This window comes from Thermodesulfobacteriota bacterium (assembly GCA_036397855.1).
GTDB lineage: Bacteria > Desulfobacterota_D > UBA1144 > Nemesobacterales > CSP1-2 > DASWID01.
Map to the genome: position 1 here is coordinate 16701 of DASWID010000049.1, position 14966 is coordinate 31666.

Genomic DNA, 14966 nt, shown 5'->3' on the forward strand with positions numbered 1-14966 from the left:
GGATGGATAAAACATAAGGAATGGAAACCTATCGGGACAAGAATGTCCCGACTATCCATAATAGATACCGTGATCAATAACGATAGGCGGGGTTTTCCAACCCGCATGGACAAAATTCCCGCCGGGCTTCAAAGGTCCTTATGTTTGCAGACCACGCAAGAGAAGGTAAATTTAACACACTTAAATAAATTAAGGATAGCTTTAAGATGCACCCCACACTTTTTACGGTAGGCACCTATTCGGTTTCTTCTTTCACAGTCATGGTGGTTATTACTTTTATAGTCGGTTATGTGATCACTCTGCAAGAGTTCAGAAGAAAGGGAATAGATGAAGGTCTTCTGGATCTACTTGCCGGCACCTCTGTAATCTTAGGATTCCTGGGTGCAAAATTATTATTTCTTTATCAGAACACAACCTTTTCGGAATTTATTGCCCACCCCGTCCAATACCTTGCATCCGGGCTAACATGGTGGGGCACATTGGTACCATGCATATTCCTTTGGGCCCTGATAGCCAGATTGAAAAAAGTAAATTTCTGGCTAATCGGTGATGCTGCAGCCCCTGCCCTAGTTCTTGCATACGGTATCGGTAGAATTGGCTGTCTGTTAGCTGGCGACGATTATGGCGTGCCATCTAACTTACCCTGGGCACTCTCTTTTCCAAATGGCGCGCCTCCGACGTTAGAACGAGTTCACCCCACTCAAATCTATGAGTCTTTATCGATGCTTATTGTATTTCTTGTCTTATGGACCGTGCGCAAAAAGGACTTACCGGTAGGTTGGATCTCGTATATAACACTCATAATTCTCGGCGTCGAAAGGTTCTTAATAGAATTCATCAGAAATACTTCCCCAAGTTCTATACCGGGTATCACTCAGGCGCAGATCATTTCGATTGGATTTATCGTTGTTGGTGTTTACAAATTTATACAACTAAAATCCCGATTGAGAAAATCAGTGGGAGCTAGAGGATAAAGAGGTACATTTATAGTCATGCGAATTCTAATAATAGGTGCGGGACAGGTTGGCAATTTTCTAGCCACAAATCTTTCCACTGAACACGACATTATAATGATCGAGAATAGCAGAGAAAGGGCTGAGAAGATTCAAGAGAGTCACGATGTTTTAGTCATACAAGGAGAAGGCGATGACCCCCCCGTACTACGTGAAGCCCACATTGAGAAAGCCGATGTACTACTCGCGGTTTCGGGCGATGATAGGGTTAATATTATGTCTTCCTGTCTTGGATGTTCATTTGGAGTTCCGAAGATAATTCTTCGTATTAGAGATACAAATTATCTGGAGTATCACTCCATTCTAAAGAACTCGAAGGTTGATGTCGTTAATCCTGGGAAAATAATTTCAGAAAAAATAACAAGCCTAGTGAGTTCACCTTTCGCCTGGAAAACCGAGACCTTTGCCGCCGGGAAAATAAATATGTTTAAACTGAAGATCGACGCGGAAACGCCGATACGCGGTAAGAAGCTCAGTGAATTGGGACCAGCCAAGGCATGGATATTTGTTGCTATTTCGAGAAATGGAAAGATCGCTATACCGACAGGCGAGACCAGGTTGGAATCAGGTGATTATGTATTTGCACTAGGTATACCCGATATTATGGACAGGCTTAAAGAGCTATTTGCTGTTGAGGATGAGACTATTAAAACAGCAATTATCGTGGGAGGGGGTAAGCTGGGAAGAAAAGTCGCAGGTTCACTAGTTGAAAAAGGTTTATCAGTAAAATTGATAGAGAGTGACTCCGAAAGAGCAAGATTGGTAGCAGAAGAACTACCCAAGATTCTCGTCTTTAAAGGCGATGCAACCGATCGCGAAACTTTACAAGAAGCCGGTGTAAAATCTTGCGATAATTTTATTGCACTTACGGGTGATGACGAAAATAATGTTTTAAGTTCACTTTTGGCCAAAAGCCTGGGTGCTAAAAGAACAACTGTGCTCTATACAAAACCAGATTATATCGACGTCATTGAGCGCATCGGCGTTGATAGAGCAATAAGTGTAAGACTTGCAATTGCAAATGAGATATTAAGCCTTCTTCATATAGGCGGAGTGGCGCATGTGGCCCTGGTAGAAGAGGGGAGAGCCGAAGTCTTGGAATTTGACATTTCTGGAGATACTAAAATTCTAGGAACTCCGTTAAAAAACGCCCATTTCCCAAATGGAGCTATTGTCGGTATTGTGGTTAGAGATAGCGAAGTTATTATACCGAGAGGGGATTTTACGCCCCAACAAAATGACAAGCTTATAATATTTGCTCTTCCAGAAGCCATAAAAAAAGTAGAGAAGATGCTCGGCAAGTGAATATTAAATTTTCACTTCACATCATTGGGAATTTCTTAAAATATCTGGGTCTTCTCATGTTGGTACCAATCGTCTGCTCTGTCATCTATAGAGAAGATGATCTTTGGGCATTCATTGTCTCTGCTCTCATTACATCAGTTTTCGGATTTACGCTCGAAATATCGACCAGGACACCTGAGAAAGCCTATGAATTACAAAGGAAAGATGGGTTTCTTGTAGCGAGCCTCTGCTGGATTACAGCCGCTCACTTCGGTGCGATTCCCTATATGTTATATGGAGTCTTCACAAATCCCGCTGACGCCGTCTTTGAAGCAATATCAGGGTTTACAACGACAGGCTCAAGCGTGTTAAGGGACATAGAGTCCCTACCCCACGGAATACTATTCTGGAGGAGTTTTACTCAATGGCTTGGAGGAGGTGGAATAATTGTTCTTGGAGTTGCCATACTTCCGCGACTTGCTGTAGGTGGGATGCAGCTAATGGCTCTTGAAACAACGGGCCCGACGAAAGAAAAAATTACACCCAGAATTGCAGAAACGGCAAAGAAACTCTGGGTACTTTATTTGCTGCTTACGGCTTTAATGATTGCATCACTTTATTTGGCGGGAATGCCGGTCTTTGAATCAATATTACATACATTTGCCACTCTCGCAACAGGAGGGTATTCTCCAAAAAACTTAAGCATAGCTGCGTATAATAGTCCCACGATAGAGATAATTATCATAATTTTTATGATAATCGGAGGGACTAATTTTATATTACAATATGGCCTACTTAGAGGAAATTATAAAAAGCTCGTTAACAATCCTGAGTTTCGCTTTTATATTTTTTTAAATATCTTTGCCGTACTTATTGTTTCTCTTGATACATGGAGGAGTAATTACCCTACCTTTATTGAAGCCTTGAGATATTCTTCATTTCAAGTTATTTCAATTGGCACAACTACTGGATTTGCCACAGCAAACTTTGACATTTGGCCCTCGTTCTCAAAATGGACGTTGTTAATTCTAATGTTCTTTGGAGCTTGCGCAGGGTCAACTTCAGGCGCGATTAAAGACATTCGTGTAATGGTACTTTTTAAAAAAGGTTATAGAGAAATTTATAAACTAATATACCCAAAAGCAATAGTACCAATAAGAATCGGAAAGGATCCTCTAAGTGAAGATGCCGTCTCTAGCATTGCCAGTTTCTTCTTGCTTTATATATTTATTTTTCTAATCGGATCCCTGTTGGTTATGGCAATTGAAAATTTAGACATCCCTACTGCTATTTCAGCTTGCGCAACAACAATGGGAAATGTAGGACCCGGATTTGGCAAACTGGGACCCGTGGAACACTTCGGTCATCTTTCCAGTTCTACAAAGGTCATACTATCTTTACTAATGCTCATTGGGAGATTAGAGCTTTTTACAATTCTGGTACTTTTTACACCGGCATTCTGGAAGAAGTGATGACTAACCTTTATCGATGAAAAACCCTCATTTCTGTCACGAGCAAGACTCTCCTGAGTCCGCTCGAAGGGCCTCGTGAGCATCGATATTGTCGGTTAATTGGAGATGTAATAGCGGAGGACTTTAGTCCTCCATAAAATCAATAAAATGGAAACTTGATTTATGATAGACGCACCTTCAGCATGTTCAAATTTCGGGACAAGAATGTCCCGACTATCCATAATAAATATTGTCATCAATTACGATAGGCGGGGTTTTCCAACCCCGCATTGATAAAACATCTGGGATGCAGTGCGGAAACCTAAAGGTTTCCGCTACATTTGGGGTAGTCCCCCCGTTCCTGCCCTAAAGTCGAAGGGTTGTTGGCGGATTGACAATATGTATGTCACATGTTATTTAGATTGCTCCGCGTGGCCCACAATCTACAAAGGAAACAATGGATTAAGCTACAGGGAATGCGCTAGTTAAATCATTCTCATTACTAACCGATCTTGTTTGTCAGTCTCATATTTCTTTCAATTGTTATTAAAGTTATGGTATCATTGAGTTAATTTATTGATTTGATAATTGCTGGTAATTTATATGCGCCGATCAATGATGGGGGCTTTTCAATTACTACGCTTTATTTAAACGTATTCTGATGACGATTATATTCCTTGATGAAGCAACTTAATATTTAAATTTCAACCGCATGAAAGTTATTTTCGACCCTAAGGAAAGGATTAAAGAATCGACTTCTGCAACTATTGGTATATTTGACGGCGTTCATCTTGGTCACAAGAGTATTATCAGTCTTATCAGAAAGGAAGCTGCTAAAAATGACTATAGTTCCTGCGTTGTTACCTTTTTCCCTCATCCACAAAAGGTTCTGCGAGGAATTGATAAGCCTCTTATTGTTCCTCTCAAAGAAAGACTTAGGTTACTAGAAAAAGAGGGAGTTGATATTACGGTTTGCTTTAACTTTACAAAGGCCTTTTCAAAGATATCAGCTAAGGACTTCGTTAAAAACTATTTAGTCGAAAAGCTAAATATCAAAAGTATATTTGTCGGACCCGATTTATTCTTTGGAAGAAACCGCGAAGGGAATGTCGAGCTGCTGGAATCTATGGGGAAGTCATTCGAATTTGAAACCAGAACTGTTAGGCCGGTTTATTTCGAGGATGAATTGATAAGCAGCACAGCAATCAGGGAGTTTATCGAAGATGGGAACGTTAATAAGGCAGCTAATTTCCTTGGAGACTGCTTCAGCGTCGAAGGAAATGTAAAAGAAGGTGAAAGAAGGGGGAGAGAGCTTGGATTCCCGACTGCTAATCTGGATACCGATTGGGAACTACTACCTAAGAAAGGAGTTTACATAACCTGGGCGGAAGTAAACGAAAAAAAATTTAAAAGCATAACGAACGTCGGCACTCGACCAACTTTTGGAAAGAATCAGCTACTTGTAGAAACACACATAATCAACTTCAAAGACGACATCTATGGAAAAACAATTAGGGTTTCATTCATTGACAGGCTTCGAGACGAGAAGCGATTCGCTAATGTTGAATCACTCATCGCTCAAATCTCGACCGATGTTGAAAGCGCGAAAAAGGTATTTGCAGAGCTCAGTAAAAAAAGTATGTAATTGAAATCAATCCGCTTCAATTAATTGCCAATATACATCTGAGACTAGTTTCTGTAATATTAAAAAAAGAGGGTAATCCTTGCACGTAAGAGCAACCACCAAGGTATACGGAATATTCGGACACCCAGTGAGCCATAGCCTTTCCCCCATAATGCATAATGCGGCCTTTAGGAAATTAAATCTAGATTGCGTATACGTCGCTTTCGATATCCATCCAACGAATCTGGATTCAGCTACTCAGGCCATAAAGTCTTTGGGTATATTGGGAGTGAACGTCACGATACCACATAAAGAAAGAATAATATCATTCCTCGATGAGACCTCCCCTGAAGGTACACTAACGGGGGCTGTTAATACGGTAAAGAACGAGGACGGTAAGCTTACCGGATACAACACTGACGTAGAGGGTTTTCTAATGGCAATAAAAGAAGATTTAGGAGTAATTCCAAGAGGCTTAAGGATATTACTCCTGGGAGCCGGGGGCGCAGCGCGAGCTGTGCTTACGGGATTATGTATGAATGAGGCTTCAGAGATATATTTAGTCAATAGGACCATAGATAAGGCAAGAGCATTGGCATCCGAATTCAAAAAATCTTACAAGGATATATCGATCGAACCTTACTCCCTGGAAGACACAGACTCTGTCGAAAGATCACTGAGGACTGCAGACCTGTTAATCAACGCCAGTTCCTCAGGTATGAAAGGAGTGGCTCCTATAAAGCTGCAATTGGAATTATTACCAAAAGACTCGATGATCTACGACCTGGTTTATAAGCCTCGAGAAACCGATCTGTTAAAAGGCGCTAAAGAATTAGGATTGAAGGCAGCCGGCGGGCTAAGTATGCTCATTTACCAGGGGGCTAAGAGCTTTGAGATCTGGACAGGCGAGAAGGCACCAGTTGATGTGATGAGAAAAGCTATAGTATAAATCCGAATCTCGAATTTAAAGCTAGGATTAAACACCCCCTGTATGTAGCAAGTTCGACAGACATTTGATCATGCCACCCGATGGGTAGGTCATGAGTCTTGCTCGTGACATTTGATCTTCATCCCATGGGTAGGCAACGAGTCTTGCTCGTTGCACAATGACCGGGGAGCGGGGTTGGAAAACCCCTTGTCTCAGCAGCCTTGCTCGTGACATTTGATCGTCCCACCAGGCAGACTGGTGGGCCATGTTGGTAATTTCCACCCTTTATGAGATAATTTGGAACAAGATAGGTATTGCTTCCAGATAAGACATCCCAGGAGGAATTGAGATACTATGAAGGTTAAAAGCCCGGCTGGAGATTTCGAATTTATAGTAAAGGGTTCTTTGGTTGAGGGGGATTTTGTTGTACTGAAGGGGCAAATGGGGGTTTGGGATTCCAAGATTTATCTTAGTCCTGGTGATATTTGGCTGTTCACATCGATATTTCTTCGTCCGGCGGTTCTAGTCTTTCTTCTAAAACTCCCGTTCAAGTATTTGTTTGGTCATGACATTAAAAAAAGGGAAGATAAAGAGGACCGAAATTCTCAAGATCGATAACCTAAAGAGACGCAGTCTCCACGCGAGAAGGAAGTGTAACGATTGACAGCAATTAGACAATTAGTTGCCCTTCCTGTTCGGTCAATATTTAGGCTTTAACCCCCACCTTAATCCTCCTCCGCTCAAGCGGAGGAGGAGATTGAATTCTTCACCGTTTGACGGCGAGTGTATAGAGTGATCCTATTGTTTATGTTTCTTCTTACGACACATATCGATAGCCGAGGTTTTCCAACCTCGGCTCACATGCTCTTTTCCACACACCCGGTGCGTAATTAAAGATTGACGTTTAAAACCTCGGGATTTACGAGATTTTTGGGAACCTCGCCACTAAGTGCCGATACAACATTTTCTACGGCCATCTCGGCCATTTTCTCCCTGGTTTCCAGCGAAGCGCTTCCGACGTGTGGAAGTAATACGACATTCTTCAGCTTTAACAATTCATTTTCAACCTCGGGTTCTTTCTCATAAACGTCGAGTCCAGCCCCCCAAATAAACCTTTTTCTAAGAGCCTCTGCTAACTCTTTTTCCCTTACAATGGGACCACGACTTACATTCACAAGTATTGAATCATTCCTCATGCTCTTAAATTCATTAAGACCAAAGCGTCCTCTGGTACTTTCTGTGAGAGGAGCCGTTATCACGAGAAAATTCGATTCTCTGAGAAGGCTGTTAAAGTCTACTAAAGAACACCCAATTTCCTCCTCAGCCTCAAAGTTTCTACTCCTGCTATTGTATAGCACTCGCATACCAAATCCATTTGCTCTCCTGGCTACTGCCCTTCCTATTCTCCCCATTCCGTAAATACCCAGGGTTTTTCCATGCACATCAATCCCCAGCAAAAATGCCGGACCCCACCTTTTGAATTCTCCTTCTCTAACAACCTTATCCCCCTCAACAACCCTTCTCGCAACGGCAAACATTAAAGCCCACGCTAAATCCGCAGTAGTCTCTGTTAGAACACCAGGGGTATTTGTAACGAATATTCCCTTTTTTGTTGCATGGGAAACCTCAATATTCTCAAATCCCACGCCATAGTTCGAAATAATAGAGAGATCGGGACAGCTATCTATTATTTCTTTATCTATCTGATTAGAAACAGTTGAGATGATTGCGCAGGCGTCCTTCGCACTTTCTAATATTTCACGCTTTGTGGGTAGATCTTCTTTGTCGAAAACCTCAACGTCGAACCTATGCTTCAGAGAATCGACAGCATTTCCGGGCAGCTTAGATGTTACAAAAACCTTTTTCATTTTTCTAATTCTGCCACAGAGGACACGGAGTGAATAGATAGGAGAATGACATCAATTTATTTCTTTTTTTCTCTGTGCTCTCTGTGGCTAATATTTTACTTTTAAAAGGGATCCGGAATGTCAGGGTGCCATAGCTTGAAGTGATTCTTATGGTTCTCCGTATAGGCTCCTTCCGGATAGAATTCGTCATAAAAATCCAAATCGAGATGATGGGCTTGAACCATGAACCTTAAAAACATCGGATCGGAAAAAGCCGGGAATCTTCCGTAAGTATCATAAACATAGCTGCAAATATCCTTTACAATCTGAATCTCTTCTTTGCTCGGTCTCTCAATCTCCTGCATTACGCCTTCTGGATTCTTATATGGCATTTTATGCGAGGCCCAGTTTCTCCATTTCAGATCGTTTAAAGCCTCAACAGCCTCCCCCATATCCTTATAATAGGGAGGGCAGAAAGCCTCAAATAGACCATCTTTACCGACTGCCACGGGATTCGGATTCCCAGTTTCTCCCTTTAACTTTGGAGAAATGAATCTAAAACCAAGGCCTTTAAAAAACGGAGTCCCACCCAGCATGAACATGCTTGCAAACCCACTAAAAAGCCATCCTCCGAGTCCCAGCGTTTGAAGAGCAAGGACCATATTTTGACCCATGAATGCCTGCTCAGCTATAAAGCCGTTTGCAAATCTCAATTCGGCTTCGATAAGGGGCATCCGCTTGCCCTCATCAATCAATCCCTTCTTAATCCATCCCTCGGTCCCGGGCGCCTTCATACCATGAAGTTCGTCAACAAAATTAAACCTGTGATCAGGTCTCATATAGAAGAAATACAAGTTTATTATACAAGCTGAAAGGTCTGTGACGGGCATAAACACTGTTGTTCCGGGCTTATTTACGTTCCAAAGATTGTGTGCAGCAATTCCAGGGGGTTGGCTAGGCAGATCAGCGCGTTTATCTTCTAATTTTATCTTCGATTCCCTGAATAATTCCAGGATTCTATCTACCCTCTCCTCCCTGGTTAGGGCTTCTAGTCCTCTAAAATCATCTGGCTTTTTATCGTGCAATTTTATCATGTAGGTACCTTCGTCATTTGTGTAAAAGAGTTCAGTTCGATGCACATCACCGAGAGCAGGAATAGTTTTACTTGTGAACTGCATTTCAAGATCCAGTCCAACATGTGGGGGGAAATCAGAGAGATTGATGCTTTTTATGCCTAGGCCAGTCCATACGAGCAGGGCTTCCTCCAGCTCTGTTAGCGGAACGGGTTCATGCTTTGATTTAAATTTGAGCGGACCCCTTTCAATTTCCATTCCCAGTCCAAATCTCCTCGACCTTCGCTGGAAAACGGCATCGAAAAAGTTATAGTCAATCGCCACGTTTAGGCCTTCTGGATGTTTACTCATTTATTTCGCTACCTCTTATTTATATTTATTTCAACGACTAATATACACGAATTTACACGACGTAGATGAAATCTTCTTTTCGGTTCTCTTACTGAAAATAAGTGTCAATTCGTGGCTGAATAATAACTTTGGTCCATACGTTAGTAGATGTGTTGATTTTGTCCAGTAATCTATAAAACGGTTTAATAAGAAATATCAAGAAGAAAATTTAAAAATGACATAAGACCAAAAATTCCCAGCCGTAATGCTGTCATCAGGTTTTTTATGAATTCATGTCTTTGGAAGCAGAGAGATTGCTGACTTCAATTCGAGCACCTCGAGGGGGCACTCTTTCCAGTCGTGTATCCAACAGACGATTAGATCACATCCGTCAGAAAACTTACCAAATGTAAATCAAACTTGAAATCTGGATAAGTCGATAAAATTATAAGCTAATTCCGCGACAATCTAAAATATCGTTACTTTGTTTCCAAAATAGGTAAGCTTCTTTCTCATTTAAACCAAGAATTCTTATCAATTCGTTTGATACAATGATTACGACTTTTTAAATTAGTGTTGATATGGGTTAAAATATATTTACTAACGGCAATTTTAGCCTCAACAAGGTGGTCTCGGAAATGAGTCATAAGGAAATAATTTTAAAGGAAATTGAACAAGTACCAGACAGGCTTTTGGAGGAGGTGATCGATTTCATCAGATTCCTGAAGACAAAGATAACTCAGGAAAAATTTGAAATCGCTATTGCTAGTGAGTCCTCCCTAAAAAAGGACTGGCTTCGACCAGAGGAGGACGAAGCTTGGCAGGATTTGTAAAAGGTGATGTAGTAGTAGTTCCCTTTCCGTTCTCTGATTTGACCCAAGCTAAACGACGTCCCGCTCTCATATTGGCAGTAGTGGCAGGAGATGATCTTATTCTTTGTCAGATCACCAGTCAACAACTTAGTGATCAGTACGCTATTCAGATTGAAAATTCGGATTTTGAAACTGGTTCACTAAAGCAAACGAGTAATATTCGACCAAGCAGAATCTTTACGGCCGATCGCCACATCATACTTTACCGAGCCGGACATCTTAGAACGGAGAAAACAAACGAGGTAATAAGAAAGGTTGTGGAAATTTTAAAACAGTGATCATGACAAACTTGTATAACTACTACAAGGGTAATTGGGACACTCGACCTTTACGCATAGCTTTGATCTCTCCCTGCCAGGTAACTTTCCCTTTAAGGTCCAGAATCTTTTTCTGGGATTCCCGACGAATTAGTTCACGCAAAGCGTAATCAACCAATTCTCTACGCGTCTTAAGTCCAGTGGCCTTAAGGGCTCTCTTTACTAATGATTCGTCAATGACGATATTTGTACGTTTCATTCTTATCTCCGGAATAGTAGAATATTATACACAAAATAACCGTATAAAATGTGTATGCCAATAAAACCTAACGCTCAAGATATCCGGAGCGTATGGTAAAGAGTTATACTTCACCCTTCTTCACCATCATCTTATTGTAAAGACCACGAGGCCATGGTCTATGCCTTCCTTAGATTTTAAGACTGCGAAGCAATCAACCCTTACTATCGTCGAAAATAGCATCGGTAGCAACGTCAAAAAGGAGATTGCTTCGTGACTCTGTCCCTCGCAAATTGTAAAAGCCAGATATTTCGAGGACAGAATCTTTAAAAGTATTTTCTTCATTTATCCTACCCTTCTTGATAACTTCTTTGTCTTGATACAAAGAAGCAAAAATCAAGGCTGTCCAAAAATTTGCTAAAAATCGTGAACTCCGACTAAAAAATTTAATCCAGCCGCAACCCACAAATTTTTCTATACGTCTTCGTTCCTGATTTTCTTAACGCAATTTTTGGAATACCGTTCAAGTCCTTTTCATACTGAAAAGGATTAATGAAAATGAATCCATTCATAAAATTGTAAGAATTTTGTCCATGAAATATATAAGATCTACAGAAATGACAGCTTATTTTGTGTCATTTCGAGCCGAAGTCTCGAGCTGAAGCGAAGTGGCGGCGAAGCAATCCCCTGCCTCTGATTGTTCAAAGCGAAGCGTGTTAGAGAACTTCTCCGCCAAGCCATTTTATAATTTATAATTTCAAACGGCCTACATGTCATTTATAATTTATAGGTACTTAATACAGCATGTACATCTTAAATAAAGTTTTAATGACCAGACCCACAATCTTTCAAAAATCCTTTGTTGCCCTAATTCTAATAACCACTCTAGGATGCGCTTCTAGAAATTTAGTGCCAATTTCCGATAATGGAATTGCATACCCAGAACTTCGAAGAGTCAGCAAAACCTTGGGGGATGTAGCAGTTGTGGTGAATTCGTCTCCCTGGCAGGGCTCACCCGATAATCTCGACCGTTATATCACGCCAATCTATGTTGAAATACAAAATAACAACCCCAGCTCTTTAAATCTTAGATATGATGATTTTGTATTAATCGACCAAAATCGCACACAGTATAATCCACTTACTCCCCAAATTGTTGCCGATATACTTAAGACCGTCTCAGAAGGCTATTATGCATATGGACCAAATTATCCGAACGTTTCAATTGGACTAGGATTTGGTTATTTCTCAGGAGGTCCATTTTATGGTGGCGGACCTTTTTATGGACCTTATTACAGTCCATTCTTCATTTATGGAGATTACCCTTTAGGCTATTATCCCCCAGGCTACTACTCCCCCCCATCAGTTGGGAATGTCTATACGAAAGCGCTTATTCCTGGCCAATTGAATCCAAATGCAAGGCTTCAAGGATACATTTACTTTCAAAAGCTACCGAAGGAGGTTAAGCAAGTTACACTCGACGTTGGATATCAAATTAAAGGAAAACCAGAAATTTATAAGCTCAGTTTCCCTTTTGAATACAGATAAGCCGACTTTCAGAAAGTTTGTCCAAACCAAGAATAAAATCTAAAGATCCTCTATTAATTTCTCGAAGTAGCTCACTGCATATCTCAATCGGCTTCCGTACCATGAAAACATGGTCCCATCCACAAGCTTTATGATGGTTGAAGGAAATCTCTCTTTAAACTCATTCAAATGTTTAGCTTTAAAAGGGAAGGGTTCGGATGAAAGAAAAATTGCATCCGGAAGCGCCCTTTCTATTTGATCCACTGTCACCTCAGGATACCTATCCAAGTCTCTAAAGACATTGACGAATCCAAATTGTTGCAACATCTCGTTAATAAATGTTTTGTGTCCTGCAACCATATATGGTTTATTCCAAATAAAGTAGGCGACGTTTATCCCCGAATGGCCTTTAAATTGTTTCATCTTTGTCACAATATCACAAACCAAATCAGCCGCTTTCCCACCTTTACCAACAATTTCTCCCACACCCCTTATCATTTGATAAGCGCCTTCAAGAGTATTAACATCACTCATCCAAACTGGGTATTTTGATCTGAGCTTTTCAATTCCCTCAAGATAGTTCTCTTCTTTATTCCCTATGATTAAGTCAGGTTTAAGTATATCGATCAAGTCAAAATTAAACCTTTTTGTGCCACCAATCTTCACCTTTTTCGCGCACTTTCCTTCCGGATGGATGCAAAATCTAGTTATTCCAATTATTTCTTTATCCAACCCTAGATCAAAGAGCAATTCAGTTTGGGAGGGAACTAAAGAAATAATTCTTCGTGGAGTTCCCGATAAAAATATAGTTCCTCCCAATTGGTCTTTAAATTGCTTTAATGCAATATTTCCCGGAAAATGCTCCATGGATCTCATTTAATGAAACAGGATAGAGTTTCCAAAGCTAGATCGACGAGAAAAATATAATTCGATTCATCATGGATGTAGACCTGTATAATTCTTGCAAATCACTAAGCCATTTTATCAACAAGTCGTGTGAAACAACCCCCCTACCCTTGTATCATTCCTGAGCTTATTATATAGTCGAACAGCCTCTTTTGTTTGGAGAACATAAGTGGAGATATTTCGATCCTTCAAGAATTGAAGTGTTTCAGGAGAAACCTGTAATCTTTCGTACATACCCTTCGATAAAACCACTTCCTCGGCACCATTCTCTATCAGCTCCTCAACGTCTGAGGGCTGAATTCCCGGCACATGTTCTGTTCCAGTCTCGCTCCAGTCCCATTCTCTTGCACCTCCGGGAAAGAGCTTCGCATCTTTGAAGGGCCCGCCTAGACCCTCTACCTCAATACGGCCCCATGAAAGATGCCTGATAAGGGGTGAAGCAATTTTCTTGTCCATATTTGTTCAATTCCCTTTAGAATCTTATGTCAAAACTAAGGGTTTAACCCATTTTATTATTTTTGAAAGAATTAATATCCGAATGGTCAATGTTCATTTTTAGCATCCGAAATTACACTTCTTACCCTCATTTCCCGTCTTTCTCTGTCGAGAACGGTTAAGTCACTCCGGAGATTAACCTTTGCAAGTTGTTGAATCGCTTAAATAAGTTGTTTAGATTTTATCCAACACCAATAATCAATCTCTATCTATTATCTATTATATAACCGATTTTCCTCTTCTTTTCGTCGGGTGGAATCATTAACTGTTTTATTGCTTCGAAGACAATTCTAAAATTTTGGTCATATTTCTTCTCCATCTCTTCCACCTTCCGTAAGAGTTCGGCTTGTGAAGCAATCAACCTTCGCAACCTTACAAATGCTCGCATGATCTGGATGTTGACTTCAATTGCACGCTTACTATTCAAAACAGAAGAAAGCATGGCAACTCCTTGTTCAGTGAAAGCATAGGGCATTGCCCTACGGATTCCACCCCGACCTGGACTCACATATTCTGATTTTAAGCTTTCAAATTCCTTTTTAGATAATTGAAACATAAAATCGGAGGGAAATCTCTCAATATTACGTTTTACTGCTTGTATTAATACTCGAGGCTCAATTTCATATAATTCTGCTAAATCAATACTCAACATGACCTTTCTACTACGCAACATATATATATTTCTCTCAATTCTTTCGAGTGGTATGATTGGTTTACCGTTTGCCATATTTTATATATATTTTGAAATCACAGAATGTGATATCAAAGGTTACTTTTACAAATCATATAGCGAAAAATGATGAACTAAAATAATATATATCAAGGATCTCAAAAAACCCTATGTATCCATTCTCAAAGCAATAGCCTTGATATGTCGCTCGTCAGTGCCACAGCATTCACCTGGGCCCTTTAAACCGAATCCCCTTCTTAATGCAACCGTTTCATTAGCGAATTTGAATGGATCCTCCGAATCAAGCTTGAATTGAATTACTTTTGCACCAATCAATAGCGTCTTCCAATCTATCATTCCCCCAAAAAAGCTCGTTCCCAACTACAAAGCTAGGAGCTCCGAATATTCCAAGCCCTATCGCCTCTTCGGTCTGTTTCCTAAGATATTCCTT

General features: G+C 40.6%; 17 protein-coding genes. 9 read left to right on the forward strand and 8 right to left on the reverse strand.

Translation table 11 applies throughout. From position 1 onward, the window contains the following. The first annotated feature begins 206 nt into the window (after window positions 1-206). The 6 genes from VGA95_03830 to VGA95_03855 all read left to right on the forward strand — a co-directional run bounded on the left by VGA95_03830 (window position 207) and on the right by VGA95_03855 (window position 6918). Window positions 207-974, forward strand: coding sequence for a prolipoprotein diacylglyceryl transferase (locus VGA95_03830; protein HEX9665669.1), 768 nt, complete (start codon window positions 207-209; stop codon window positions 972-974). Window positions 975-992: 18 nt separating this feature from the next. After that, complete coding sequence (trkA, locus tag VGA95_03835) at window positions 993-2318, forward strand: Trk system potassium transporter TrkA (GenBank protein ID HEX9665670.1); 1326 nt, start codon at window positions 993-995, stop codon at window positions 2316-2318. Then, window positions 2315-3769, forward strand: a complete 1455-nt coding sequence (locus VGA95_03840) for a TrkH family potassium uptake protein (protein HEX9665671.1) — start codon at window positions 2315-2317, stop codon at window positions 3767-3769. The genes trkA and VGA95_03840 overlap by 4 nt, the downstream gene beginning before the upstream one ends. 691 nt (window positions 3770-4460) lie before the next feature. Then, window positions 4461-5393 (forward strand): bifunctional riboflavin kinase/FAD synthetase, encoded by a 933-nt coding sequence (locus VGA95_03845; protein HEX9665672.1) that lies wholly within the window; start codon window positions 4461-4463, stop codon window positions 5391-5393. A 79-nt stretch (window positions 5394-5472) separates the two neighbouring features. Further along, complete coding sequence (aroE, locus tag VGA95_03850; protein ID HEX9665673.1) at window positions 5473-6321, forward strand: shikimate dehydrogenase; 849 nt, start codon at window positions 5473-5475, stop codon at window positions 6319-6321. Window positions 6322-6654: 333 nt separating this feature from the next. Continuing rightward, window positions 6655-6918, forward strand: a complete 264-nt coding sequence (locus tag VGA95_03855) for a hypothetical protein (GenBank protein HEX9665674.1) — start codon at window positions 6655-6657, stop codon at window positions 6916-6918. Window positions 6919-7190: 272 nt separating this feature from the next. On the opposite strand, the gene VGA95_03860 is transcribed toward VGA95_03855, so the two are convergent. Together VGA95_03860 and VGA95_03865 are read right to left on the reverse strand one after the other, a co-directional pair. Next, entirely contained in the window at window positions 7191-8168 is a 978-nt protein-coding gene (locus tag VGA95_03860; protein ID HEX9665675.1) for a D-glycerate dehydrogenase, read from the reverse strand. 101 nt (window positions 8169-8269) lie between these two features. Then, window positions 8270-9571, reverse strand: coding sequence for a hypothetical protein (locus VGA95_03865; GenBank protein ID HEX9665676.1), 1302 nt, complete (start codon window positions 9569-9571; stop codon window positions 8270-8272). Between the two features lie 617 nt (window positions 9572-10188). Between VGA95_03865 and VGA95_03870 the strand changes: the two genes are divergently transcribed. Continuing rightward, complete coding sequence (locus tag VGA95_03870) at window positions 10189-10383, forward strand: DUF2281 domain-containing protein (GenBank protein ID HEX9665677.1); 195 nt, start codon at window positions 10189-10191, stop codon at window positions 10381-10383. Continuing rightward, complete coding sequence (locus VGA95_03875; GenBank protein ID HEX9665678.1) at window positions 10368-10700, forward strand: type II toxin-antitoxin system PemK/MazF family toxin; 333 nt, start codon at window positions 10368-10370, stop codon at window positions 10698-10700. The genes VGA95_03870 and VGA95_03875 overlap by 16 nt, the downstream gene beginning before the upstream one ends. A gap of 22 nt (window positions 10701-10722) precedes the next feature. On the opposite strand, the gene VGA95_03880 is transcribed toward VGA95_03875, so the two are convergent. Together VGA95_03880 and VGA95_03885 are read right to left on the reverse strand one after the other, a co-directional pair. After that, the gene (locus tag VGA95_03880) at window positions 10723-10938 is read right to left on the reverse strand and encodes a type II toxin-antitoxin system VapB family antitoxin (GenBank protein ID HEX9665679.1); all 216 of its coding nucleotides are present in this window, start codon (window positions 10936-10938) and stop codon (window positions 10723-10725) included. 126 nt (window positions 10939-11064) lie between these two features. After that, window positions 11065-11262, reverse strand: a complete 198-nt coding sequence (locus tag VGA95_03885) for a hypothetical protein (GenBank protein HEX9665680.1) — start codon at window positions 11260-11262, stop codon at window positions 11065-11067. Window positions 11263-11745: 483 nt separating this feature from the next. Between VGA95_03885 and VGA95_03890 the strand changes: the two genes are divergently transcribed. After that, window positions 11746-12465 (forward strand): hypothetical protein, encoded by a 720-nt coding sequence (locus VGA95_03890; protein ID HEX9665681.1) that lies wholly within the window; start codon window positions 11746-11748, stop codon window positions 12463-12465. A 39-nt stretch (window positions 12466-12504) separates the two neighbouring features. Here the strand turns inward: VGA95_03890 and VGA95_03895 are convergent, their stop codons facing one another. The 4 genes from VGA95_03895 to VGA95_03910 form a co-directional block, all read right to left on the reverse strand. Further along, the gene (locus VGA95_03895; protein ID HEX9665682.1) at window positions 12505-13311 is read right to left on the reverse strand and encodes a helical backbone metal receptor; all 807 of its coding nucleotides are present in this window, start codon (window positions 13309-13311) and stop codon (window positions 12505-12507) included. Between the two features lie 117 nt (window positions 13312-13428). Continuing rightward, window positions 13429-13806, reverse strand: coding sequence for an Mth938-like domain-containing protein (locus VGA95_03900; GenBank protein ID HEX9665683.1), 378 nt, complete (start codon window positions 13804-13806; stop codon window positions 13429-13431). Window positions 13807-14050: 244 nt separating this feature from the next. Further along, entirely contained in the window at window positions 14051-14572 is a 522-nt protein-coding gene (locus VGA95_03905; GenBank protein HEX9665684.1) for an ORF6N domain-containing protein, read from the reverse strand. Window positions 14573-14816: 244 nt separating this feature from the next. Beyond that, window positions 14817-14966 (reverse strand): DsbA family protein (locus VGA95_03910; GenBank protein HEX9665685.1); only part of this gene is annotated, 150 nt, incomplete at its 5' end.